Origin of the sequence: Flagellimonas sp. 389, assembly GCF_018449435.1 — a bacterium.
Taxonomy (GTDB): domain Bacteria; phylum Bacteroidota; class Bacteroidia; order Flavobacteriales; family Flavobacteriaceae; genus Flagellimonas.
In genome coordinates, this window is the sequence record NZ_JAHCMU010000018.1 from 22,425 (window position 1) to 48,877 (window position 26,453).

A 26,453-nucleotide genomic window follows, 5' to 3' on the forward strand; every position below is an offset into this window, starting at 1 on the left:
GATGTTAGAATTTAAGAAGTTAGATTTTAGATTCTTGATATTTGAATTTTTTGATAAGCGAATGATTGATTTTTTGAATCTCAGTTAGATTTTCTAGAATTGGTGATATTTTATCTTCGCTTATCAAACATAACATTTGAGATAGTAAAAGTTGAGTAGAAAGTTCGTTGATGGAACCATTGGCGATTCCAAGAAAATTTCTGAACTCACCGTTTGTATTTCTTCCAGCACCCTCTGCGATATTTGAAGGAATGGATACCGCACTTCTTCTGATTTGACTTTTAAGTCCGAATTTTTCGTCTTTTGAAAACGACGTGGTCAGCTTATATATTTCTTCTACCAAGCCCATTGCTTTTTTCCAGATAATCAAGTCTTGAAAATTATGCATAATCTAATATCTCAAATCTAATATCTTAATTCTATTCGCAATTAATTGCGAAGTGGTTTACCTGTTTTCAACATATGTTGTATGCGTTCCAATGTTTTTCGTTCGCTGCACAGTGATAAAAAGGCTTCACGTTCCAAATCCAAAAGATATTGCTCAGATACATAGCTAGCTTCTGATAAGTCACCACCAGCCATTACATAAGCCAATTTATCGGCAATCTTTTTATCGTGTTCAGAGATGTAATGTCCCGCTTCCATGGAGTCTGTTCCTACCAAGAACATACCCAAGGCTTGCTTACCAAGTACTTTTACGTCTTTTCGTTTTGCAGGCCTCGTATAACCAGCTTCTGCCATTAGTTTTGCATGTGCTTTTGCAGTAGCGATTTGCCTGTCTTTGTTTACAACTATTACGTCCTTGCCTTTCTGTAAAATGCCCAGATCAAAAGCTTCATAGGCCGAAGTGGATACTTTTGCCATTCCAATAGTCAAGAAATGTTCTTGAAGTACATTGAGCTCTACATCGTTTTTTCGGAATGTGTCGGATGCCCGTAACGCCATTTCTTTGGATCCTCCGCCACCGGGAATGACACCTACGCCAAATTCTACCAATCCTATATACGTTTCCGCAGCTGCAACGACCTTATCGGCATGCATGGAAAGCTCACAACCACCGCCCAGACACATACCATGTGGAGCTGAAATTGTAGGGATTGAAGAATAGCGCATGCGCATCATTGAATCCTGGAACATCTTAATGGCCATATTCAATTCATCATATTCTTGCTCAACGGCCATCATGAAAATCATACCAATATTGGCGCCTACCGAGAAATTTGCGGCTTGGTTACCAACAACCAGCCCCTGAAAATCCTTTTCAGCGATATCGATAGCTTTGTTCAATCCTGAAAGAACGTCTCCACCAATGGTATTCATTTTGGATTGGAACTCTACATTTAAAATGCCGTCTCCTAAATCTTCAACGACTACGCCACTATTTTTGAATACTTCGTTTGATTTTCTAATGTTATCGAGAATGATAAATGCATCTTGACCTGGAATTTTTTCCATTGTCTTTTTGGGGATGTCGTAAAAATGGGTGGCCCCATCCTTGACGGAATAAAAGGATGCTTTTCCAGCTTCCTTCATTTCCATTACCCAGGAAGCAATTTCTAAACCTTCAGCTTTTGCAAACTCGATACCTTTTTCCAGACCAACGGCATCCCAAATTTGAAAGGGTCCGTGTTCCCAACCAAATCCGGCCTTCATGGCATCATCAATTTTATAAAGCTCATCGGAGATTTCTGGAATTCTGTGGGAAACGTATGCAAAAAGGGCACCGAAACTTTTTCTGTAAAATTCTCCTGCTTTATCTTTTCCGGAAGTTAAAACGGAAAATCGGTCAACAACTTTATCAATGGTCTTTGTGAGTTCCAGTGTAGCGAATTTTGCACTCTTTTTGGAACGGTATTCCATGGTATCCAAATCCAAGGTTAGGATTTCGCTCTTGCCCTTATCGTCTTTTACTTTTTTGTAAAAACCTTGTCCCGATTTGCTTCCGAGCCATTTGTTTTCCATCATGGTATTGATGAAATCCGGCAGTTTGAACAATTCCAATCTCTCATCGTCCTTACAGTTCTCATAGATTCCATTGGCAACGTGCACCAAAGTATCCAATCCAACCACATCTACGGTCCTAAAGGTTGCAGATTTTGGTCTGCCAATTACTGGGCCGGTAAGTTTGTCCACCTCTTCAACGGTCATGCCCAAATCCTTGACCGCGTGAAATAAACTTTGAATGCTGAAAATTCCAATTCTATTACCAATAAAGGCGGGAGTATCTTTAGCGACTACGGAAGTCTTTCCAAGATATTGTTCTCCATAACCGTTTAAAAAGTCCAATACTTCTGGGGAAGTCTCAGGACCTGGAATGATTTCAAAAAGTTTTAGGTAACGGGCGGGATTGAAGAAATGTGTACCGCAAAAGTGCTCTTTAAAGTCATCACTTCTTCCATCGCTCATGAATTTAATTGGAATTCCAGATGTATTGGATGTAATCAACGTACCTTCTTTCCGGTATTTTTCCAGATTTTCGAATACTTGTTTTTTAATATCCAATCGCTCTACGACGACTTCGATAATCCAATCAACTTCACCAACTTTTGAAATATCGTCCTCAAGATTACCTGTGGCTATTCTATTGGCAAATTTTGCATGATAAATAGGGGACGGTTTGGATTTTAGGGCGGTTGTCAAAGAATCATTGACCAATCTATTGCGTACTGCCTTGTCGTTCAAAGTTAAGCCTTTCGCCTTTTCTTTATCGTTGAGTTCTCGGGGAACTATATCCAATAATAAAACCTCGACCCCAATATTTGCAAAGTGGCAAGCGATACCGCTTCCCATAATACCAGAACCTATCACGGCAACTTTATTGATATGCCTTTTCATTTAAGAATTAGAATTAAGTTGTTGTTTTTATGTATATTTTTTTATCTGAAATGAGTTTGTTTATGACTTCTGTGGTTCTAAAAAAACTCAACAAATCTTCCTCTGAAACGTGTTCTTTCACTACATCGTTGAAACGTAGGACCACATCTTTGGAATCTCTTCTTTTTTCCAAGCCCAAAGCTGTTAAATGAATGAGAACGCCTCTTCCATCCTTGGGGTTTGGTTTACGCTGGATATATCCTTTTTCTTCAATACTCTTTAATATTCTGGACAAGCTTGTTGCTTCCATTCCCATTTTTGGTCCCAATGCTGTACTTGGAGTACCTTTTTTTGGATCTATACTTAATAAAGTAAAACCAATTGCCATGGTAAGCCCATAATTTTTTGCCTCTTCATTGTACATTTTGATTACGGCTTGCCAAGTGGCTCTTAAGGCATAATCAATAGTCAATTCTTTCATAGAACATGTTTGGTGTTTTCAAATATAAGAAAATTTATTATGCATGCATAATAAATTCGATTAAATAAATCCTAATAAAACAAATAAAGCCCTGTGTTTGACAGAGCTTTACTTTTATAATAGTTTCTTTAATCGGATGCTAATGCCCATAAATACTATTGTATAAATCTTTATACTTCTCTTTGATGATTTTCCTTCGTAGTTTCATGGTAGGCGTCATATGCCCGTCATCGATGCTCCAAGCATCTGGGGTCAGTCTAAATTGTTTTACTTTTTCCCATTTGGCAAATTCTTCATTAGCTAAATCCACCTCTTCCTGTATTCTTGAAATGACTTTTTCATTCAAGATAATATCCGAGTTTTCGCCTAGCGTAATATTATGACGTTTTGCCCATTCGTATAAAAATTCAAAGTTTGGCTGAATTAAAGCTGCAGGCATTTTCTCACCTTCACCAACAACCATAATTTGTTCAATAAAACGTGACTGCTTAAAACGATTTTCCAACAGTTGTGGTGCCACATATTTACCGCCAGAAGTTTTAAACATCTCTTTCTTACGATCGGTAATCTTTAAAAATCCTTGGGCATCAAGCTCGCCGATATCACCTGTATGAAAATATCCATCTTTTAACACTTCGGCAGTTTTTTCTGGGTCTTTGTAATACCCCATCATTACTTGTGGACCCTTAATACAGATTTCGCCATCGTCAGCAATCTTTACCTCAGTTCGGTCTATTGGGATTCCTACGGTACCAATTTTAAAGCCGTTTTTCCGCATATCATTTACTGAAATTACGGGAGAAGTTTCGGTCAGGCCGTATCCTTCCATTACGCCCATCTCGGCAGCATTGAAAATACGGGCTAATCTGGGCTGCAGTGCAGCACTACCAGAAGCTATTAATGCAAGATTCCCGCCTAGGCCTTCTTTCCATTTACTAAAGATTAATTTTCTGGCCAATGACAGTTTTTTTTCATACCACCAACCATTCTGTCCATAAGGTTCATATTGCAATCCAACCTCTACGGCCCAAAAGAAAATATTCTTTTTTATACCGCTTAACGCTGCACCTTTCGCAATAATCTTATCATATACTTTTTCCAGTAGCCTTGGTACGGCCGTCATTACATGTGGTTCAGCTTCCTTAAGATTATCGCTTATAGTCTCCAAAGACTCTGCATAATATATGGTAACTCCTCTAAATTGATACAAATAAATCAGCATACGTTCATACACATGGCAAAGGGGGAGAAAACTCAATGATCGGGTCTCGCCATCTACGATTGGAAATCGTTTTGAACTTTCTATAGCGTTGCTAACAAGATTGTCATGGGACAACATAACCCCTTTTGGGCGTCCTGTAGTTCCTGATGTATATATTAAGGTTGCCAAATCGTTGGGCGTAACCTTTTCCTTTAATTGTTCTACTTCGTCCTGGTTAGAATTATCCGTACCAAGTTCCAAGACTTCTTTCCAGTTTTTACAATTGGACAACTCATCAAAGCAAAAAACATCTTTTAGCTTTTTTATTTTTGGACTTACTTCCAAAACCTTTTCCAAAACCTCATTACAAGACACAAAACAGTATTTTGCTTCGGAGTGATTCAATACATACTCATAATCCGAAGATGATATCGTGGGGTAAATTGGCACGTTTTGCGCCCCGATCTGAAGAATTCCGATATCCATGATATTCCATTCAGTTCTATTGTTCATTGAAATGACCGCAATCTTATCATTCGGCTTTACGCCCATTCTCAAAAGTGCACGGCTTATAGCATTAGCCTGATCAATATAATCTTCGGTAGAAGTTGCCACCCATTTGCCATCATATTTTGTGACCAACGATTTTTCAAGAGGAAATTTTTCCAATTGATAGTACGGAAAATCGAAAAGTCTAGTAACTGTTTGCATAGTAAGTTTCTGTAAAGTAATTGCAAAATAGGGAAAGGAAGCCGGATTATAAAATGAGTTATTCAAAAACCCTCCTAAATAATTACCAATCTTATAAGAAATTTGATTTCATTGCTCTTCGAGACACCTTAAATCCCAGCACTTTATAACGATTCAATATAATCCGATAGACGTTATTTTTTGGCACTTGTTGCAATAGTACCACTTTGTGTCTCAATCCATTTTCTTGGATTTAAAAGTACTTTTTAAGCAAAAATTAGCATTTCTTAAATATGATACTGACAATTGTCATCTTTATTATCGAGTCTAGCTACTAATTTCGAACTCTGTAATTAGTAAGTATTGTACAAAATAGTAATTGGATAAAAAATGGAAGTAAAACAATTTAAAGAAGGCATTTGGACGGAAAAAATTAATGTTAGGGATTTTGTGATCAATAACGTAGTCCCTTATCATGGTACACATCATTTTTTGACCGGGCCAAGTTTGAAAACCCAGCAACTATGGGATATTTGTAAAGAAGCTACAAAGGAAGAACGACAAAATAATGGTGTTCGTTCCTTGGATACCGATACAATTTCAACGGTCAGTGCTTTTAACGCAGGATATATTGATCGAGAGAACGAGGTTATTGTTGGATTACAAACAGATGAACTTCTAAAACGTACAATGAAGCCTTTTGGAGGTTTCAAAGTAGTGCAGAAAGCACTTTCCGAACATGGAGTACAGCCCAATGAGAATTTAACGGCTTTGTTCAGCAAATATGTTAAAACACATAACGACGGTGTTTTTGATGCGTACACATCAGAAATTAAAAAATACCGTTCCCTTGGTTTTTTAACCGGACTTCCAGACAATTATGCAAGGGGAAGAGTTATTGGTGACTATCGTAGAATCGCACTCTATGGTATAGACTTTTTGATTGCTTCCAAAATGCAGGATTTGGAAAACATAGAAGGTCCTATGAGCGATGCAGTAATTCGCTTGCGCGAAGAAGTATCGGAACAGATCAAGGCGCTCAAAGAAATGATCGAACTGGGCGATAAATATGACCTAAACCTTAGACGTCCGGCTCAAAATGCCCAAGAAGCAGTGCAATGGACCTATATGGCTTATCTCGCAGCTGTAAAAGAGCAGGATGGAGCGGCAATGTCCCTAGGTAATGTTTCTACGTTTTTGGATATTTTTATCGAGAACGATTTACAAGATGGACTTATTACCGAAGAGGAAGCACAAGAATTCATAGATCAGTTCGTAATGAAGTTGCGTATGGTTCGTCATCTACGGATGGGAGCATACGATGAGATTTTTGCCGGTGATCCTACTTGGGTAACAGAAGCAATAGGAGGGATGTTTGCCGATGGCAGGACCAAAGTGACCAAAACCTCGTTCCGTTTCTTGAATACCTTATATAATCTAGGGCCATCCCCAGAACCGAATATGACGATATTATGGTCTCAAGACCTGCCACAGAACTTTAAGGATTATTGTTCCAAAGTCGCTATAGATACCTCGTCCATCCAGTTTGAGAACGATGAATTGATGCGAAACAACAGGGGGTCGGATGACTATGGAATTGCGTGTTGTGTTTCGTACCAAGAACTTGGAAAATCAATACAGTTCTTTGGTGCCCGTACCAATCTCGCCAAAACATTGTTGTTGGCAATCAACGGAGGCCGTTGCGAAATAACGGGGACCCAGATGGTAGATGGTATTGAAACGTTGGATGATACGTATTTGGATTTTGACAAAGTAATGGCCAATTATAAAGTAGCCATGAAAGAAGTTGCCCGTGTGTATAATGATTCTATGAACATTATCCATTACATGCATGATAAATACTATTATGAAAAGGCGCAAATGTCGTTGATCGATACCAATCCAAATATTGATATCGCTTATGGTATTGCAGGTTTATCCATCGTAGCGGATTCACTTTCTGCTATCAAATATGCAAAAGTAAGACCCATTAGAAATGAAGACGGATTGACTGTAGATTTTAAAATTGAAGGTGAGTTTCCTTGTTATGGTAATGACGATGACAGGGTAGACGAATTGGCGAAGAACGCGGTAGCCGATTTCAATTATGAATTGAAACAACTACCAGTTTATAAAAATGCGAATCCTACCATGTCCGTTTTGACCATAACATCAAATGTTGCTTACGGTAAGAAAACAGGTGCAACACCAGATGGCAGGGATAAGGGAGTTCCATTCGCGCCAGGTGCAAACCCAATGCACGGTCGAGATTCACAAGGTGCGATAGCTTCGTTGAATTCAGTTGCCAAAATTGATTATAACGATTCTCAAGATGGTATTTCGAACACCTTTTCAATTGTTCCAAAATCGTTAGGGGCCGATGAAGATGACAGAATTGATAACCTATCAACAATTCTGGATGGTTATTTTTCCAGAAATGCACAACACGTTAATGTTAACGTATTGGATAAGGAAACGTTGTTGGATGCCATGGAACGTCCCGAAGAGTATCCACAATTGACCATTAGGGTTTCAGGATACGCTGTCAATTTTGTAAGATTGACGCGGGAACAGCAAATGGAAGTAATAACACGTTCCTTCCACGAATCAATGTAGATCCATTAGTATTTTGTAAGCATCTGGAGAGAAGCGTAAAGATTTCTTTCCAGATGCTAATTTTTTAACCAATTTACTGCTTATCATACCAGAAGAACACACCTTACGGGTACATTCCATTGAATCGTTTGGAACACATGACGGTCCTGGAATACGGCTTGTCATATTTTTACAAGGCTGCAAATTAAAATGTGTATACTGCCATAACCCAGACACTATAGACATGTCTGGAGGAAAGGAATATCCCATTGAAGAACTTGTGGAAATGGCCTTGAAAATGAAATCCTATTTTGGAAAAAAAGGAGGGGTCACAGTTTCGGGAGGTGAACCTTTGCTCCAATCCAAGGAACTGGTCTCCTTTTTTAAAAGGCTTAAGGAAGAAGGCATCCATACAAACTTGGATACCAACGGTAGAATTCTAAATCATTTTGCAAAAGAATTGTTGGACGATTATACTGATTTGGTCATGTTGGATATTAAACACATGACAGAAGAAGGGTTTGAACGCATTACCGGTATGAAGAACAAGGAAACCACCTTCAATCTGGCAAAGCATAGGGAAGCTTCAGGAAAAAAGATGTGGCTTAGGTATGTACTCATACCCAATATTACCAACCATGCCGACCTTTTGCACCATATGGGAAAATATTTCAAAAATTACAAAACCATTGAAAAGATAGAGCTGCAACCTTACCACAAACTAGGGGTTCATAAATGGGAAGCGTTAGGATGGGAATATCAATTAAAAGATGCTAGGGAAAACACTGAGGAAGAAATACAAGAAGCCGTAGCTATACTAAAAAACTATTTTAAAGAAGTGAAAATCAATTAAAAAGGTTCTAAAAATACCGCCTAAACTTAGAAAATATTTAAAACCATAGTGTTGCCTTATTGTTTAAAAGTTATTGACAGAAATCTTAGCAGGATAAATTCTATAAGGTTGACTGTTGTTGAAAAGCTTTGGACATAACCAATTTGGCTTCCGGAAATAGCCAATCTAAATGACCTATAAAAAACTGCATAAAAAAGCTTCAGAATTTGCCACAAGAACCGAATATTTAGACCACGAACTGCAAATCATGAAGCCTCGAAGGTACCGATTGAATCTTCCGGGTAGGGATTTCAGATTTGAATGGGAAGATTTGGTACCAGCTTTAGCGGGAACCATTGGAATTATTGCCATGTATTCCTCTGTAATGATGGCTTGGGCAGATGGATTGACCCAAGCTTGGGATCACATAACATTGGGCAAAGAGTTTGCTATTGAGGTATCTCGGGTAGAGATGTTGATTCCTGCCTTGTTGTTTGTCATTCTGGCTTCTGGTTTTTTTAATCCTAGGGCAAATTTAGCAGGTAACCATGGCCCAATGATTCCATTAATTGCCAGTATTGCTTTGGCAGGGGCACACCCCTTGGCACTGGCTATTTTAATTGGAATATTTGGGCTTTTGCTCAGTATTTTCAAGGGAGGTTCCCGTTTGGTCAACCTCACCAGCAAAGGCGTCGCAGGAGGGTTGTTGATTTTCTTGGGCTTCACGGGGTCATTGAGTCAAATTAAGACGATCCAATCTTGGGGTATGGGGCTTGAATCAACAGCTATCGAAACGGGATCTTTGGGATTTCTAGGATTGGTCATTTTAGCTGTTACGGTAGTTCTGTACAGCTATCTTGCCCGAATCGATAAGCGTTGGTTGGCCATTCCTGTTTGCGCTATTGCCGCCTTAGCGGTAGCCCTTGTTGGTGGTGCCGGCTTTGATTTACAGTTTACTACCGAAATGGGATTGCCAAATCTTAATCCAGCGTATTGGTGGGGCAGTACCGAAGAGGGCTGGATGCTCGGTTTACCAAATACGCAACATTTTATTGCCTCTTTGCCGTTCGCCATTTTAGCAGTTGCCATGTGGTCCCCAGATTTTTTGGGACACCGTATTTTTCAGGAAATGAACTATCCCAAGAATTCTGAAAAAGTGTTGATGGACGTTGATGATACCATGACCATGTGTTCTTTTAGACAAATGGTAGGTACGGCCGTTGGTGGGGGTAACATTACATCATCTTGGGGTACTTATATGATTCCGGCTGCGATTGCCAAAAGACCAATTCCCGCAGGTGCTATCCTTCTTGGTTTAATTGTGATGGCCGTTGCTATTTTGGGAAGTCCTATGGATGTTGCAGTTTGGCCACCGGTTCGATGTATTGCCTTGCTCGTTGGGGTATTCCTGCCATTGATCGAAGCTGGGGTGCAAATGATAAAACGAAGTGCCTGTGCACAAGCAGCGGGCATTTGCATTTTTGCTGCAATGGTTACAAACCCCGTATTGGCGTGGGCATTGGCCATGTTTTTGGACAATAATGGGTTAATCGGCGATAAGGAAAGAGCAAAGAAACTATCCAAAATAGACAAATGGGTCATTCCATTAAGTATATTGACCATATGTGTAATGGCAGTTCTTTCCGTCGGAATGTTAAAAGGGACCTATGGTATTTTGGCGTTTCTTTGAGCGTGACTTAGATATATTTGTTCGGTTTGATTAAGATTGTTTGCTTTAACCATTAACCATTAACCATTAACCATTAACCATTAACCATTAACCATTAACCACTTAACTATGCTCCTGCACCCATTTTCTAGCATTCATAAACGCTTCCAACCATGGAGAAACTTCGTCATTTCTATCCTTTGGATAATGTGCCCAGTTCCATGGAAATGTAGAACGCTCTATATGGGGCATGGTCACTAAATGGCGTCCGGTCTTATCGCATAACATGGCCGTGTTGTAGTCACTTCCATTAGGGTTGGCAGGATAGCTTTCATACCCATACTTGGCAACAATGTCATAGTTGTCTTCAGATAAGGGGAGACTAAATTTCCCTTCTCCATGCGAAATCCATACGCCTAAGGTCGTACCCGCTAAAGAAGATAACATCACCGAATGGTTCTCCTGTATTTTTACCGACGTGAAATTACTTTCATGCTTGCCCGAATCATTATACGTCATTTTGGCTAGCTTTTCATGCTCTGGATTGATCATATCCAGCTCCAAGAACAATTGGCACCCGTTACAGATTCCAATAGATAATGTATCGGGCCTTGCAAAAAAGTTTTTTAATGCTTTATTGGCCTTTTCGTTGTATTTGAAAGCTCCGGCCCATCCTTTGGCACTGCCCAAAACATCAGAGTTTGAAAAACCGCCTACGGCCCCTATGAACTGTATCTCCTCCAATGTTTCTCTCCCCGAAATCAAATCGGTCATGTGTACATCCTTTACATCAAAACCGGCCAGATACATGGCACTGGCCATTTCTCGTTCAGAATTACTTCCTTTTTCTCGAAGAATCGCAGCTTTTGGACGGTGACTGAGCGAAGTCGAAGCCACCAATGCTGTTCCCTGAGCGGAGTCGAAGGGAATAGTACCCTTAAAATCTTTGGGGAAAACATATTTTAGCGGTTGATTTTTGTAATTATCAAATCGGTCTTTTGCCAATCCATTAGCGGTTTGCTTGTCATCCAAAAGATAGGAAGTGTTGAACCAAGCATCGCGTAAAGACGGAATATTGAGTCCTATTTCTATTCCATCATTTCTGATGTTTAACATATCCGAAGCTACAACAGTACCAATGTTTGAAAATTGAATTCCTGCATCATGAAGTACTTTTTCTATCGAGGTATCTTTGGATTGAAACACGATTCCAGCATTTTCGGAAAATAAGAGTTTAATGATATCCGCTTCTCCTAGACCGGATACATCTAAATTGGCCCCAAGCTGTGTATCGGCAAAACACATTTCCAACAAGGTGGTAATCAATCCGCCAGAAGCTACATCGTGCCCCGCTAGAATTTGACCATCTTTGATTAATTCCTGTATGGTATTAAAGACTAGCTTCAGATAACCAGAATCCAGTACCGAAGGAGCTTCATCTCCGATTTCGTTCAATATTTGACTAAAGGAAGAGCCTCCCAATTTAAAATCATCCTTGGAAATATTAATGTAGTAGATATCCCCACCGTCTTTCTGAAGAACAGGTTCGACTATTTTGGTAATGTCATTGCAATTTCCGGCAGCAGAGATAATAACGGTTCCAGGGGAAATCACATCACCGTCTTTATACTTTTGCTTCATGGACAGTGAATCCTTTCCAGTTGGCACATTGATACCGAGTTCTATAGAAAACTCAGATATTGCTTTTACTGCTTCGTACAATCTGGCATCTTCACCTTCGTTTTTGCAGGGCCACATCCAGTTTGCGGACAAGGAAACGGATTGTAGACCATCCTTCAACGGGGCCCATACCATATTTGTAAGTGCTTCGGCAATACTGTTTTTGCTTCCAGCACTTGGATTGATCAAACCTGAAATAGGGGAGTGCCCTATACTAGTGGCGACACCTTCTTTTCCTTTAAAATCCAAGGCCATCACTCCACAATTATTTAGTGGGAGTTGCAAAGGACCTACACATTGTTGTTTGGCTACGCGACCACCTACACAACGGTCCACTTTGTTGGTAAGCCAATCTTTACAGGCTACCGCTTCCAATTGTAAGACCTGCTCCAGATACTCATGAAAATGTTCCAATGTGTACGAAAGCGCTGGATAATTCCTTACTATGGTTTTATCGTCCAGTATGGTCTTTGGAGAACTTCCGAACATATCGGATAGCTCCAAATCCATTGGTTTTTCATTGGATTTTTTAGATTCAAAAGTAAATCGGTGGTCACCCGTTACTTCACCAACATTATACATTGGGGAACGTTCTCGCTTTGCTATTTTATCCAATAATTCCAAATCTTGTTCGCCAATGACCAGTCCCATCCGTTCTTGGGATTCGTTGCCGATAAGTTCTTTGGCAGATAGGGTAGGGTCACCAACGGGAAGTTTATCGGTATTTATTTTACCTCCGGTTTCTTCTACTAGCTCCGACAGGCAGTTCAAGTGTCCACCAGCACCATGATCATGGATGGAAACAATAGGGTTTTGATGACTTTCCACCATACCACGAATGGCATTCGATGCACGTTTTTGCATCTCTGGGTTGGAACGTTGAACTGCATTTAATTCAATGGCCGAACTAAACGCTCCTGTATCTGCACTTGACACGGCAGCACCACCCATTCCTATACGGTAGTTGTCGCCACCTAAAATAACAATTTTATCTCCCTGCTTTGGGGTGTCCTTCAATGCTTGCTCAACCTTTCCATATCCGATACCGCCAGCTAGCATGATTACTTTATCAAAACCTAATCGTCTTGCTTCCTCCTCGTGTTCAAAAGTGAGTACGGACCCAGCAATTAGGGGCTGTCCAAATTTATTTCCAAAATCTGAAGCCCCATTGGATGCCTTTATCAAAATGTCCATTGGAGTTTGGTAGAGCCATTCCCGCTCCTGCATTCCGTTTTCCCAAGGCCTGTTCTCCTCCAATCTGGAATAGGAAGTCATGTACACGGCAGTACCGGCTAACGGTAACGAGCCCTTACCACCAGCCAAACGATCTCTTATTTCTCCTCCCGAACCTGTGGCAGCTCCATTAAAGGGTTCCACTGTTGTCGGAAAGTTATGGGTTTCCGCTTTTAAGGATAAAACGGACTGAAATTCAGCTTCTTCATAAAAATCAGGCTTATCGGCGCTTTTGGGGGCAAACTGAACTACCTTTGGTCCTTTTATAAAGGCTACGTTATCCTTATAAGCGGAAACGATATCGTTTGGATGCTTTTCGGATGTTTTTTTGATGAGTTTGAAGAGTGATGAGGGCATTTCCTGTCCATCAATAATAAAAGTGCCGTTGAAGATTTTATGGCGGCAATGCTCGGAGTTGACTTGGCTAAAGCCGAAAACCTCGGAATCCGTTAGTTTTCTTCCCAGTTTTTTGGACAGGTTTTCTAGATACGCTACTTCATCTTTGCTAAGTGCTAAGCCTTCCTTTTCATTGTAGGCTGCTATATCATCAATCTCTAAAATCGCTTCGGGAGTAATGTCAATCGTAAAGATATCTTGGTTCAATCCGTTGTATTTCTGAAAAAGCATGGGGTCGTACTCGGTGTGTGCTTCTTCAATGGCATGAAATTCTTCAATTCTAATAATTCCAGCAATGCCCATGTTTTGGGTAATCTCCGTGGCATTGGTACTCCAAGGGGTTACCATGGCTGCTCGGGGACCAACAAAAAAGGCGTCAAGAGACGCCAAAGGTGTTTTATTCGCTCCCGAAACGAGTTCGGGACAGGCAAACAACCATGTTAGTTTTTCAATGTCTTTTTGTGCAATTTCTTGTGCGGTTTGGACGGCGAATACTTTAGTTGCCACATCTCCAAAGAAATGAATCATACAGTTTGCTGATTGAACGGATTAAGAAAGTGCAAATTTACAAGTTTAGCTTGGATTTTGATCTATAGCCTAAGGGAGTTGTTAACTAGGAAGTGTTGATAGATTAATATCAAAAGTTATATGAAGTTTTAAACTTCGTACTACTCACTTTTTGTTATTTGAAGTCTGAGACTTCGAAGAGCTGGGCAAATAAACATTTTGATATATGATTTCTTCAAATTTTAATAGGTTCTTTAAGTTTTAGCATTGCATTTTGATAGTCCAAACCTTTAGAAAACACAAGTATTTCATCTCCAGTTCTATTTGATGTTGATTGCGCTAATTGGTATAATATTTTTTCAAACTCAGAATATAAACTAACAATGAAGTCATTATTGTCATAGGAGACCATCCATTTATGGTTGATTTTTTTTACCGCATTCGATAGTTTTTTGTGGTCTGCTTCTTTATAGAAATTCATATAGAGATCAGAACCTTTTTGATAATAGGGGGGGTCCAAATAGATAAATATGTTTTGCTTGGTATTGTTCATTTTTTTGATGAACTGCAAACCGTCAAGATTGCTTAAGTGAATTCTGTTTTTTAATTGAAATATTTTTCTTATTCTTTTTATAAGATCTGATTTATTAAATCTTGCATTAATCTTGTACTTGCCTAATTGCGCTTGACCTCCAATGACACCACCTTTTATAACACCAGAAACGTTTGTCCTGTTAAGATAAAAGGTGGCCTTAGCTAAATCTAAATAGTGATGATTTTCTGGATTTAGTTGGATTTTCTTATATATATGCCATGTTTCAATATTCAAAGGAACTGATTCTATCCAGTTGCATATCTCATCATTGTTTTGTAAAACAGATTTCCAAAATGAGTAGATAAATTTATCTAAATCGTTGATGTAGATTGATTCTACATAGCCTTCAAAGAGAAGTCTTAATGCTAGTCCTGAACCTCCCGCATAAGGTTCCGCGTAAGAGCACCCAAGCAATTCATTTTCATAGAAGAAATTGGAAACAAATTTAAAAATGCAATTCTTTCCACCAGGATATCTTAATGGAGAATAAAAATTACTCATTGTTTTTTACTTTGGTATGAGTGATAGTAAGGATTTCACCTATTATAATAGACATGGCTAATGTTTGTTCTACATTACTTGAGGATTGATACGCATGTGCGCCAGTTTGTAACAGCTGAACCAAACTATCTTTGGAAACGTTTTGATTCGCTAATGTAGTTTTAATATCTTGATCTAAATTTTTCTTTGCAGAATCGAAGTGCTTTTTTAGGTAGCTAGCCATTTTACTGTTATTATCTTTTGCAGCACTTTCGCATAACAGCCGTAAAGCCATTCTTATTAATCCTGGAAAAGAATCAGATAAGCTGTCTTTTCTTGTAATATAGAAATTATGTAAATCTGTAATATCACGATATAAATTACTAGTTTCACCAAGCTTTAAGAATAATTTACCTCCAAATAATACTTGTTTTTTCTTTTTTGTTCGAGGTGTTTGTTTTTTGCTATTTTCAGCCTCATCCGATGTTCTAAAACTTATTTTGGAAAGATGACTTTTTCTAGATCTATTGCTGGAGATTCTTTTTTGATTCTCTGGCTCTAATATTTCTAATACTTTTCCTCTGTTATTCCTTGTTGAAATCTCTTTAGTTTCTATTTTTCTTGTTAAATCATTCAATACTTTGTAACCATCCAAATCAGGGTGAACGCTATGAATACTGCCATTCTTGATTGAGAACCCCAATTTGTTTAACATATCTTCTTTGAAAATTTCTTCTTTGACGAATCGTTGATTCAATTTTGGATTTGATGTAATGATGCCAGTATCTTCTTCAAGTATAAGAAATGCACTTTTTTCTTTACCCATGAATTTGTGTAAAAAAATATCCCTTTCCAAGGGAAGCCATGACCCAGTATCACCATGCTTTCTTAGTACATTTTCTAGACCAATTTTTTTTGGACAAACGTTACATGGTATTTCTTTTGGATAATCTGGTATTTCGAAGTTTATTTTGAGCGGTATGGTTACCAAACCATGTTTTATTTTGCCTAGAATTATTCTTCTGTTACCATCATAAACAACAGGTTTTTCTCCATGATAAACAACTGTTGGTAATTCACTAAAATCATAACGAGGCCCCATTTCTCTCGCTAATTTTGATAAATTCCATTTGGTCATTTTATCGATAAAAGCTCTATTTACAACCTCTTGATCGGTTGCATTTTTGTTAATTGGATCTCTTGGGTTTTCTGTCCATAAGACTAAATCCTTAATTGGAATGTATTTTATTTCTTGCTTCATCCTAAATTTCTCAATATTACTACGATTATTGTATTGGTACATGAGTCATTATTACTCCGTTTAATTTTCTGGAATAACAATATTTTTTATTTTTTTAGGGGATGCGCGTAATGTTGTAAAAGCATTTAAATGTAAGAATTTATTTAACTTTTCTAAAACAAAAGCCCCAAAAAGGAGCCTTAGAAATAAAGATTGATTTGACGCGCTAGACAAACATTCCACCAGAAGCTTCAATCCGTTGTCCGTTTACCCATTTAGCATCTTCGGTACACAGAAAAGCAACAACACTGCCAATATCATCACTTTCCCCAATACGGCCCAAAGCAGTCAAAGAAGCAATCATATCGACTACTTGTGGGGATTTTTCAAAGCGTTCTTTATTAAAATCAGTATCAATGGCACCCGGAGCAACGGTATTGGCCTTTATTTTGCGTTCGCCCAGCTCTTTGGCCAGATAGCGCGTAAACACCTCAATGGCTCCTTTCATAACAGCATATGCAGCATATCCCGGAAAAGAAAAGCGTGCTAGACCACTGGAGATATTAATGATTCCTCCGTCATTATTCATAATATCGAATAAGGTTTGGGTTAAGAAAAATACTCCTTTAAGGTGCACATTCAATAAGTTGTCAAAATCTTCTTCTGTTGTTTCTGCGATAGAGGCATTATAACCAAAACCGGCGTTGTTGACTAAAAAATCAATCTTATCTGTTTTAAATTCATTTTTTAGCTCATGCAAAAGGTTGGTTTTAAAATCACCAAAGCTGCTTATCTCACGAGTGTCCAATTGTATGGCGATGGCCTTACCACCTAATGCCGTTATTTCTGTCAAGGTACTTTCTGCTGCAGTTTTGTTTGAGTTATAGGTAATCACAACGTCTAGCCCTTTTTTAGCAATATTAAGAGCCATGTCTTTGCCCAATCCTCTGCTTCCGCCTGTTATCAATGCAATTTTTGTAGTATCCATGTGTTTTCAGTTTTAATTTATGAATACCGCAAAGTTCTTGGCTATGGCGATGATTTAATTGCGAACACCAACCCAATAGTTGTAAAAATCAAACAATTTCTGCCTTTCTGAATTTTAAAGGGGAATGAGAAGTATGTTTCTTGAAGAAATTTGAAAAATGGGCAGTTTCCTCGAACCCAAGTGAGTATCCAATTTCGGAAATGTTCCAATTTGTATGCCGAATAAGAATTTTAGCTTCTTGTACAATTCTTTCTGCTATGAGCGTTGAAGTACTTTTCAGGGCAATTTCGTTAAGTGCCCTATTTAAATGATTAATATGAACACCCAATTGTTTTGCAAATTCCGCAGGGGATTTTAATTGTATTTGTTGATTGGCGCTTTCTATTGGAAATTGTCTTTCCAACAATTCGGTGAATAAGGTGGAGATTCGTTCAGAAGCGTTGGAATGTAAATTTGTGACTAAATTGGCGGGTTGAAGCTTCATTGCAGCATGAATAAGCTCAGAAACCAGATTACGCAGAATATCGTATTTGTAGGCGTAATCAGAATCGATTTCTGTAAACATCCTTTTAAAAGTAGTGGCAAAGGAATCAACTTGAGTATCGCTCAATTCAAAAACCGGAGTTCCGTTAGGTTGAAAAATGGGATAGTTCAGTACATTCCCAAATTGATGAAAAAAAGCTTCGGTAAATACGCAAAAATAACCGGTCAATTGTACATCGATCTGTTCCCAATTATAAGGTATCTGGGGGTTTGAAAAAACAAGTACATGCTTGTCCACGTTCACAATTTTATCAGCATAATGCACCCTGCTTTTACCAGTAACCAAACTTACTTTAAAATAATCCCTTCGGTTAAAAGGCATTGGTTTTGGCTTTGGACCCGCAAATTCATCCAGTTTAAACACATTGAAATGGCCAATTCCAGATTTCAAGCTTTCTGGTACTTGATTGCCAGATTCGGAATAAAAGTTCTCCAATGTCTTCTTTCGCTTCATACCCCAAATTTATGAAAATCAAATAATACAGTGTTTTGTGGAATCTAGTTTTCTTATTAAAGATATTCATTCATCCATAAAACAAAATACTGGATATAGTATGTTGAAAACAGTGATGCGTACAGTTCGTAATCTATTTGATATTTAGTATTTTAGAAGAATTACTAGCTAATTCAAAAAATCTAACCCTAATGAAATCCTTTAAAATTCTCTTATCAGGAATCCTCGCTTTAAATTTTGCTGTTATACTAACGGCACAAAAGAAATTCTCAAAAAAACAGATTGAAAAATTCAAGACAGAAGTTGCTCAAATTGTGGAGGCCAATAAAAAGCAAACACAAGTCATGGTGGACAAGATTTTCAGTTTTTCGGAACTTGGTTTTCAGGAATATGAGTCTTCCAAGTATTTAACGGGTATCTTGGAAAAAGAAGGTTTTGCCATTGAGCATTCGATATCTGGTATACCTACAGCGTGGTTTGCAAAATGGAGCAATGGCGATGGACCCGTAATCGCATTGGGCAGTGACGTGGATTGTATTCCCAAGGCTTCACAATATCCTGGAGTCGCTTACCATAAGCCAATTGTAGAAGGTGCCCCTGGTCATGGGGAGGGGCACAATTCAGGGATTCCTTTAAATATTACTTCGGCATTGGCCGTAAAACAAATCATGGAACGCGAGAATATTGGTGGAACCTTGGTGGTTTGGCCGGGAATAGCAGAGGAATTGGTGGCTGCCAAAGCATGGTACGTTCGTGATGGGTTGTTCGACAATATTGATATGTGCATTTTCACCCATGTAAGTAGTAATCTGAGTGTTTCTTGGGGGCCTACGCGTGGTACTGGATTACTTTCTGTGGAATATCTTTTTGAAGGGGAAGCTGCGCATTCCGCAGTAGCACCTTGGAGGGGGAGGAGTGCATTGGATGCTGCCGAATTGATGAACATTGGTTGGAATTATAAGCGAGAGCATCTACACCCATTAAAGCGTTCCCATTCCATTTTTACCGATGCAGGTGACCAACCTAATGTGGTACCTTCAAAAGCAGCAATTTGGTTTTATTTTAGGGATATTGAATATAAGGGTATTATGGAAATGTATGCCGAAGCCAATGATATTGCAAAAGGTGCCGCTCTAATGACAGGAACCACCACGACTTCTCGGGTTTTGGGCACAGCATGGCCCCGACATTACAATAAGGTCATTGCAGAGACGATGTACGAAAACATAGAAAAAGTGGGGCTTCCAAAATGGTCGAATGAAGACCAGATATTGGCAAAGGCCGTACAGAAAGAAGTGAACTCCAAAAAAACGGAAGGCTTGGATGTGGAGCTATCTGAAATTGGATTACCTGCAAAAGAGCCCATAAGTGGCGGTTCAGATGATATTGGGGATATTTCTTGGAAGGTTCCTACGGTAACGATGCGTTTTCCATCAAATATTCCTGGCCTTCAAGGGCATCATTGGAGCAATGCCATTACTATGGCAACGCCAATTGCCCATAAAGGTGTCACGGCAGGAGCGAAGGCAGAAGCCATGACCATTCTGGATTTTCTGATGAAACCGGAATTGTTGACCCAAGCTTGGGACTATTTTAATAATGAGCAGAGCAAGGAGACCAAGTATGAACCCATGATTTCTGCAGACGATATGCCACCCACTTATTTGAACAAGGATAAGCAAGGCCAGTTTAGGGGAGCGCTTGAGAAATTTTATTACGATGAAAACAAGTACGACACCTATTTGGAACAACTTGGTATTAGCTATCCTACTTTAGAAGAGGACTAAATTAAATTCTCTTTAACAACGCCATATAAAATCCATCATAGCCTTTTTCAGAGGCGTAGATGTTTTGGTCTTTTACCAATTCAAATTCAGAACCGTTTTCAGAGTCTAGAAAAATTTTGACCTGATTTACATTCTCTTGGGGTAGAACAGAACAGGTGGCATAGACCATTTGTCCTCCTTTTTTGACCATTTTACTGTAGTTCTGTAGGATTTCTTGTTGAACGCCCATAATACGTTCTATAAATTCAGGTTCCAGTTTCCACTTGGAATCTGGATTACGGCGTAGTACCCCCAAGCCAGAACAGGGAGCGTCCAGTAAAAGCCGATCTGCGCTATTGTGCAATTTTTTGATGACCTTGGTCGAATCAATGGTCCGGGTCTCTACATTGTGAACACTGTTTCTTCTCGTACGTATTTTCAGCTTTTTCAGTTTACTCTCATAGATATCCAAAGCTATCAATTGCCCTTTATTCTGCATCTGTGAGGCCAAATGAAGCGTTTTGCCTCCGGCACCTGCACAAGCATCCACCACACGCTGCCCAGGTTCAACTTCTAAAAAAGGAGCGACCAGTTGGGAAGATGCATCCTGTACTTCAAAAAGACCATTCTTGAAGGCTTCAGTTGTGAAAACATTTTTACGTTCTTTCAATTTTAAAGCATCGGGATATCCTTCAATAAGAATCGTTTCAATTTCATGCTCCGCAAGTAAGGCCTGAAGCTGCGTTCTTTTGATTTTGAGCGTATTGGTTCTGAGGATAACTTCAGCTTGCTTGTTGAGTGCAGCGATCTCTTTTGACCATAACTTATTTCCAAGGGATTGTTCCCCCAGTTCATCCAGCCAATCGGGGATGGATTCCCTAAGTTTCCTTGTTTTTGAAAGCTCATCGAATTTTCCTTTTATGCGTCGCTCCGGTGTGACTTCCAGTTGTTTCCAATCGGGAATACGAATGCCTTTTAACACACACCAAACGGTAAATAACCTGAACAGGTTTTGTCGTGAATACGGCTCCCGTACTTCAGCAATTTCTGAATATAAGCGCTTCCAACGCACAATATCATAGGTTGTTTCTGCAATGAAACCCCTATCACGCGCGCCCCAGCGCTTATCGTAACGTAAAACTTTTTCAATGACCTTATCTGCATACTCTTTTTCATTGAATATGAGGTTCAACGCATCGATTACGGCAAAAACAAGATTTCGGTGTAAACGCATTCTCAAAAATTAAGATTTGCAAAGGTATGGTTTCTTCTATGATTCCAGTTACATTTGGCAAAAATGGAAATGATGCGCAAATCAGTATATATTCTTTTTATTTTATTGGTAGTTGGATGTACTTCCGAAGAAAAAACAAAAACTTTTTCATCTGTAGAAATAAAGACGGTCTATACGGATTCTGTCAGTATTAGGGCCATAGAGTTTTTGGATGAGCAAACCTTGGCATTTGCCGGAAGCAACGGGATGTATGGTTCTGTAAATACACGTACGGATAAAGTTCGCGGCAATGTTCAAGAACATGATTCCATACTACCTGAATTCAGGGCAGTTGGCCATACTAATGCTGATTTTTTCATGCTTTCAGTAGCCAATCCTGCACTTTTATATAAAACTGGTGAAAATGGACAAATGGAGTTGGTGTATCAAGAAGAGGCAGAAGATGTCTTTTACGATGCACTTAAGTTTTGGAACACTGCCGAAGGGATTGCTGTGGGTGATGGCATGAACGGTTGTTTATCCGTACTAATTACCAGAGATGGTGGTAAAAGTTGGAATAAGTTAGCATGCAATGTATTGCCTAAAGCTGCCGATGGGGAAGGTGCCTTTGCTGCCAGCAATACCAATATTGAAACAATAGGAGATAAAACGTGGGTAGCCACAACTACAGGAGCCATTTATTTTTCTCCGGATAGGGGGAAGTCTTGGTCATTGATACAAACTCCCATGTTAAGTACAAAACCTACTGAAGGAATCTATTCCATTGATTTTTATGACGAAAATCTAGGATTTGGAATAGGAGGCGATTATACCAAGCCCAAAGCAAATGAGAAAAACAAAATAATAACTAAGGACGGTGGAAAGATTTGGAAAACTATTGCAGATGGTCAAGGACCAGGCTATAAAAGTTGTGTACAGTTTGTGCCAAATTCAGATGGAAAAGGTATTGTAGCAGTTGGGTTTACAGGAATCTCATACTCAAAAAACCAAGGAGAGACATGGCAATCGATGAGTGAAGAGGGTTTTTATACAATTCGTTTTTTGAACGATTCCATAGCGTATGCAGCAGGAAAAAATAGAATTGCACGGTTGACATTCAAATAAAAAGAGCGAGGATAAAAATACCCCTCGCTCTTTTAACCAACCTAAATAAACCAACTAAACATTTACGACAATATAGTTTCTGCCTGTTTTTCTGTACCACACTCCTCTATATTTATATAATTTTCTGCCATTTACCATTACCACACTTCGTGCTCTTGGTAGTCTTCTTACCGTTATTCCAACTGGTGCTGCTGCTACCACATAGTTACGGCCTTGGGCTCTGTACCAGACACCATCGGAGAAATAAAAATTTGTTTTATTATGGACAACGACCCTGGGTTTATTGACCGTTTTGACCACAGTGCCATGTTTTGGATATACCCTTACTACTGTTTTTTGTGCATTTGCAATGCTAAAAGTCCCTACTAGTGCTAGCATCATCAAAATCAATTTTAAATTTTTCATAGTATAGAATTTTATGTATTTCTATAGTTTTGACTTTGATATTGGTAAAAGGTTTAATGAACTCAAGACGAATTCAATTAAAAAAAGAGCCAAATGACCCTTTTCTAATGTTTTTTGTTGATTTTTAAGTTATCCGCCTTCTTTTCGTTTTCGATATTGTTGTATCAATCGCTTTTTAAAGCTTCGTTCAGCTTTGAACAATAAAATCACTTTTTTTGGAGGAATCACTTCTTTCAAATTGTTAACGAAGTCTTGTTCCACTTTGTATTTTTCTGCCATTAATTTTAGATACTGTGCTATAATTTTATCGGCCTCATTTTCTGATAAATCATCAATGTTACCAAAACTGCTACTAAACTCTTCACGTTCTTTTTTTCGAATATTGCCCATCATTTCTTCATGTGCATTATAAACTGGCCAAAATTCCTGAGCTTCCTTCTTTGTGAGATTTAGTTGTTCGGTCAAGTATGCCACTTTCAATGTTTTTATTCGGTCCCTAGAATGACGTTGGGCAAAGAACGGATGAATACCCAATATAAAAACAAATACTATGAGTAAAGTTCTATTCATAATCATCATATTCTAAATTTAAATCTTCGATATCATCAACATTCTCGTTTAAATAATCCAAGATATTTTCTTTATCTAATGCTGTTTCCAGTATATCGTTTATTTCCAATTCTTCAACTTCAATTATTTCTGCGATTTCGTAAGAGCTAAGCCCAAAATCTGTAGTGTCAAAATAAGAATCTATTTCTGCACTGGCCAAATCGGCAAAATCAACTTTTGGTTCATTGTTCCAAGTTATGCCAAAAATCATAATGAAAATAGCAGCTATGGCAGCAGCTCCGTAATAAAACTTTTTATACGATTTCAATTCGATGACCTTTACGGTTTTTTGATAGACTTTGTCCATAACTTTTTGGTCAAACGAATTAAAATATCCTTTGGGAATAGAGAAACCATCAGATTTTGGAATACTAGCTTCTGCTTCTTTGATTTCTCCATCTTCAATTTTATCCATTAGTCGTTCATGGAAACTATCGAAGTAACCTTCTGGGGTATTAAACGTATTTTTCTTCTCTTTTTCCATCTCTATGTTTTGACAATCAATTCTTTAAAAGGTTTAATCTGATTTGAGATAGGTTTCAATCTTTTTAACCGCCAAATGATAGGAAGCCTTTAACGCCCCTACGGATGTTTCGAGCACTTCTGAAATTTCTTCATACTTCATTTCTTGAAAATATTTCATGGTAAACACCAATTTCTGCTTATCCGGAAGGGTTGCCAGTGCTTTTTGCAATTTTAACTGAATTTCATCTCCTTCAAAATATACATCCGACTGCAAATTTTCTACCAAAGCCGTTTTCAACCCTTCATCGCTGACCCCTAGCTTTTTCGACTTCCGCTTTAAGAAAGTCAAGGCTTCATTTGTGGCGATACGGTATATCCAAGAATATAGCTTGCTATCACCTTTAAAACCATCAATGTTCTTATATACTTTGATGAACGTGTTTTGAAGCACATCATCGGCATCGTCATGATTTAAGACAATTCTACGAATATGCCAATACAATCGTTCTTTGTAAGTATTGACCAACACTTCAAAGGCCTTTGCTTGGCTATCTTTCTGTTTTAATTCTTTGACTAAGGCTTCCTCAGCAACCAATTGTACCACAATTTAAAGCTTTGACTCAATTTTTATAGAAAGGTTTAATTATACAGTGAAGGACTGCATTTCAACCAGTTTTTTGTAGCCTTTTTGTGATTTCATGAGTTCGTCATGTGTTCCTTGTTCCACAATTTTCCCTTTGCTGAGCACGACTATGGAATCGGCATTTTGGATGGTGGAAAGGCGATGCGCAATAACCAGTGATGTTCTATTCTTCATCATATTTTCCAACGCATCTTGAACAAGTCGCTCACTCTCGGTATCCAATGCAGATGTGGCTTCATCTAGAATCATAATAGGAGGATTCTTCAATACGGCCCTAGCAATGGACAGCCTTTGTTTTTGACCACCACTTAACTTATTTCCGCTATCTCCGATATTGGTATCATAACCGTTCGGCAATTCCACAATAAAATCATGGGCATTGGCAACTTTGGCAGCTTCAATAATCTCATCTTCGCTAGCCCCTTCTTTTCCAAGGCCAATATTATTTTTCACGGTATCGTTGAATAAAATGGAATCTTGGGTGACCAATCCCATTAAACCTCTCAACGATTTTTTGGTGATATCCTTAATATTGGTTCCATCAATCAAAATCTCACCTTCGTTCACATCATAAAAGCGGGTGACAAGATTGGCAATAGTACTTTTGCCACTACCGGATTGCCCTACTAGCGCTACGGTATGGCCCTTTTTTACTTTTAGATTAAAATCTTTTAAAATATAGTCCTCCTCATATTTGAAGGAAACATTTTCTAAAGTTACATGTTGGGTAAAATCCACTTTTTCATGGGCATTCTTGCTATCAGCTATTGGATTTTCGGACTCCAGTACTTCCAGTACCCGTTCTGCGGCTGCATTTCCTTTACGTACCCCATAGGAAGCTTTACTGATGGCTTTTGCTGGAGTTAGGATGTTGTAGGCGAGACCCATGTAAGCTATAAAAGATGAGGCATCTAGGGTCTTGTCCACCAGTACCATTTTACCTCCAAACCATAAGAGGACGCCAATAACTAAAATCCCCAAAAATTCACCTGTAGGCGAAGCTAGATTTTGTCTATTTAAAAGGGAGTTGGAAAACTTGAAAAACCTGTCAGTAGAGTTTTTGAAGGTTTGGTAAAACCTCGATTCTGAATTAAACGCCTTAATAACACGCAGTCCGCTCAACGTTTCTTCTACTATAGAAAGAAATTCACCTTGTTCCTTTTGTACCTTATCCGACTGTTTTTTGAGTGATTTGCCAATTCTTGAGATAATCATTCCAGCAATAGGGATAAAGACAAAAACAAAAATGGTCAGTTTCGTACTAATTCCAAACATGATCAGTATCGTAAACAAGATTGTTAAAGGCTCCCTAACGATCAACTCCAAAACGGACAAGAAAGAATGCTGAATTTCCAATACATCCGATGTTATTCGTGCGATAACGTCACCTTTTCGTTTTTCTGAAAAATAGGAAATGGGCAAATCCACAATTTTACGGTACATTTTATTGCGGATATCCTTTAAAACACCATTTCTTAGAAAGGTGATAAAATACATTGCACAATAATTGAATGCATTTTTTAGAAGGAAAAGAACGAGCACCAGGCCAATCACCAAGACCAATCCTTTCATATCGTCGTCCCCAGAATACGCGGTAACCCTAAAATTGATATAATCCTGTAGGTAATCTTTTAAACCTGAAAACCCAGTGTATATAGGTTCCTCAAAAACTTTTTCCTCGGGTTTAAAGAGTACATCCAACATAGGAATCAATGCTGCAAAAGAAAGTGCACTAAAAAGTGCATAGAGAATATTGAAAAAAATATTCAGAAACCCATAGTTACGATACGGTACCGCAAATTGGAGGATTTTCTTAAAGTAATTCATTA

General features: G+C 38.6%; 20 protein-coding genes. 5 read left to right on the plus strand and 15 right to left on the minus strand.

The window, feature by feature from the left end; translation table 11 throughout:
* Nucleotides 1-19 precede the first annotated feature (19 nt).
* The 4 genes from KIM67_RS15350 to KIM67_RS15365 all read right to left on the minus strand — a co-directional run bounded on the left by KIM67_RS15350 (nt 20) and on the right by KIM67_RS15365 (nt 5,207).
* A complete protein-coding gene (locus tag KIM67_RS15350; RefSeq protein WP_213832439.1) occupies nt 20-388 on the minus strand; it encodes a four helix bundle protein in 369 nt (122 codons plus the stop codon).
* Nucleotides 389-429: 41 nt separating this feature from the next.
* Complete coding sequence (locus KIM67_RS15355) at nt 430-2,835, minus strand: 3-hydroxyacyl-CoA dehydrogenase/enoyl-CoA hydratase family protein (protein WP_213832440.1); 2,406 nt, start codon at nt 2,833-2,835, stop codon at nt 430-432.
* A 13-nt stretch (nt 2,836-2,848) separates the two neighbouring features.
* Entirely contained in the window at nt 2,849-3,295 is a 447-nt protein-coding gene (locus KIM67_RS15360) for a MarR family winged helix-turn-helix transcriptional regulator (RefSeq protein ID WP_213832441.1), read from the minus strand.
* Nucleotides 3,296-3,434: 139 nt separating this feature from the next.
* A complete protein-coding gene (locus KIM67_RS15365) occupies nt 3,435-5,207 on the minus strand; it encodes a long-chain fatty acid--CoA ligase (protein WP_213832442.1) in 1,773 nt (590 codons plus the stop codon).
* A 369-nt stretch (nt 5,208-5,576) separates the two neighbouring features.
* Between KIM67_RS15365 and pflB the strand changes: the two genes are divergently transcribed.
* The 3 genes from pflB to KIM67_RS15380 all read left to right on the plus strand — a co-directional run bounded on the left by pflB (nt 5,577) and on the right by KIM67_RS15380 (nt 10,303).
* A complete protein-coding gene (pflB, locus tag KIM67_RS15370) occupies nt 5,577-7,802 on the plus strand; it encodes a formate C-acetyltransferase (RefSeq protein ID WP_213832443.1) in 2,226 nt (741 codons plus the stop codon).
* A gap of 118 nt (nt 7,803-7,920) precedes the next feature.
* A complete protein-coding gene (gene pflA, locus KIM67_RS15375) occupies nt 7,921-8,634 on the plus strand; it encodes a pyruvate formate-lyase-activating protein (RefSeq protein WP_298869517.1) in 714 nt (237 codons plus the stop codon).
* Nucleotides 8,635-8,803: 169 nt separating this feature from the next.
* The gene (locus tag KIM67_RS15380) at nt 8,804-10,303 is read left to right on the plus strand and encodes a DUF3360 family protein (protein WP_213832444.1); all 1,500 of its coding nucleotides are present in this window, start codon (nt 8,804-8,806) and stop codon (nt 10,301-10,303) included.
* Between the two features lie 102 nt (nt 10,304-10,405).
* Here the strand turns inward: KIM67_RS15380 and purL are convergent, their stop codons facing one another.
* From purL to KIM67_RS15405, 5 genes are all read right to left on the minus strand, one after another.
* On the minus strand, nt 10,406-14,119 hold the full coding sequence (gene purL, locus KIM67_RS15385; protein WP_213832445.1) for a phosphoribosylformylglycinamidine synthase: 3,714 nt from the start codon (nt 14,117-14,119) through the stop codon (nt 10,406-10,408).
* Nucleotides 14,120-14,333: 214 nt separating this feature from the next.
* Nucleotides 14,334-15,194, minus strand: a complete 861-nt coding sequence (locus KIM67_RS15390) for a DNA adenine methylase (protein ID WP_213832446.1) — start codon at nt 15,192-15,194, stop codon at nt 14,334-14,336.
* Entirely contained in the window at nt 15,187-16,434 is a 1,248-nt protein-coding gene (locus KIM67_RS15395; protein ID WP_213832447.1) for a hypothetical protein, read from the minus strand. The genes KIM67_RS15390 and KIM67_RS15395 overlap by 8 nt, the downstream gene beginning before the upstream one ends.
* A 205-nt stretch (nt 16,435-16,639) precedes the next feature.
* Nucleotides 16,640-17,401, minus strand: coding sequence for an SDR family NAD(P)-dependent oxidoreductase (locus KIM67_RS15400; protein WP_213832448.1), 762 nt, complete (start codon nt 17,399-17,401; stop codon nt 16,640-16,642).
* 88 nt (nt 17,402-17,489) lie between these two features.
* Nucleotides 17,490-18,398, minus strand: coding sequence for an AraC family transcriptional regulator (locus KIM67_RS15405; RefSeq protein WP_213832449.1), 909 nt, complete (start codon nt 18,396-18,398; stop codon nt 17,490-17,492).
* A 191-nt stretch (nt 18,399-18,589) separates the two neighbouring features.
* Between KIM67_RS15405 and KIM67_RS15410 the strand changes: the two genes are divergently transcribed.
* A complete protein-coding gene (locus tag KIM67_RS15410) occupies nt 18,590-20,185 on the plus strand; it encodes an amidohydrolase (protein ID WP_213832450.1) in 1,596 nt (531 codons plus the stop codon).
* Between the two features lies 1 nt (nt 20,186).
* On the opposite strand, the gene KIM67_RS15415 is transcribed toward KIM67_RS15410, so the two are convergent.
* On the minus strand, nt 20,187-21,398 hold the full coding sequence (locus tag KIM67_RS15415) for an RsmB/NOP family class I SAM-dependent RNA methyltransferase (RefSeq protein ID WP_213832451.1): 1,212 nt from the start codon (nt 21,396-21,398) through the stop codon (nt 20,187-20,189).
* A 72-nt stretch (nt 21,399-21,470) separates the two neighbouring features.
* Between KIM67_RS15415 and KIM67_RS15420 the strand changes: the two genes are divergently transcribed.
* Nucleotides 21,471-22,502, plus strand: a complete 1,032-nt coding sequence (locus KIM67_RS15420) for an oxidoreductase (RefSeq protein WP_213832452.1) — start codon at nt 21,471-21,473, stop codon at nt 22,500-22,502.
* Nucleotides 22,503-22,556: 54 nt separating this feature from the next.
* On the opposite strand, the gene KIM67_RS15425 is transcribed toward KIM67_RS15420, so the two are convergent.
* From KIM67_RS15425 to KIM67_RS15445, 5 genes are all read right to left on the minus strand, one after another.
* The gene (locus KIM67_RS15425; protein ID WP_213832453.1) at nt 22,557-22,907 is read right to left on the minus strand and encodes a DUF6515 family protein; all 351 of its coding nucleotides are present in this window, start codon (nt 22,905-22,907) and stop codon (nt 22,557-22,559) included.
* Nucleotides 22,908-23,036: 129 nt separating this feature from the next.
* Nucleotides 23,037-23,477 carry a hypothetical protein gene (locus KIM67_RS15430; RefSeq protein ID WP_213832454.1) on the minus strand — a complete coding sequence of 147 codons (441 nt, stop codon included), beginning with the start codon at nt 23,475-23,477 and terminating at the stop codon, nt 23,037-23,039.
* Complete coding sequence (locus KIM67_RS15435) at nt 23,470-24,000, minus strand: hypothetical protein (RefSeq protein ID WP_213832455.1); 531 nt, start codon at nt 23,998-24,000, stop codon at nt 23,470-23,472. The genes KIM67_RS15430 and KIM67_RS15435 overlap by 8 nt, the downstream gene beginning before the upstream one ends.
* Before the next feature lie 33 nt (nt 24,001-24,033).
* Nucleotides 24,034-24,576: an RNA polymerase sigma factor gene (locus KIM67_RS15440; protein ID WP_213832512.1), complete on the minus strand. Its 543-nt coding sequence runs from the start codon at nt 24,574-24,576 to the stop codon at nt 24,034-24,036.
* Nucleotides 24,577-24,624: 48 nt separating this feature from the next.
* The gene (locus KIM67_RS15445; RefSeq protein ID WP_213832456.1) at nt 24,625-26,451 is read right to left on the minus strand and encodes an ABC transporter ATP-binding protein; all 1,827 of its coding nucleotides are present in this window, start codon (nt 26,449-26,451) and stop codon (nt 24,625-24,627) included.
* Nucleotides 26,452-26,453 lie beyond the last annotated feature (2 nt).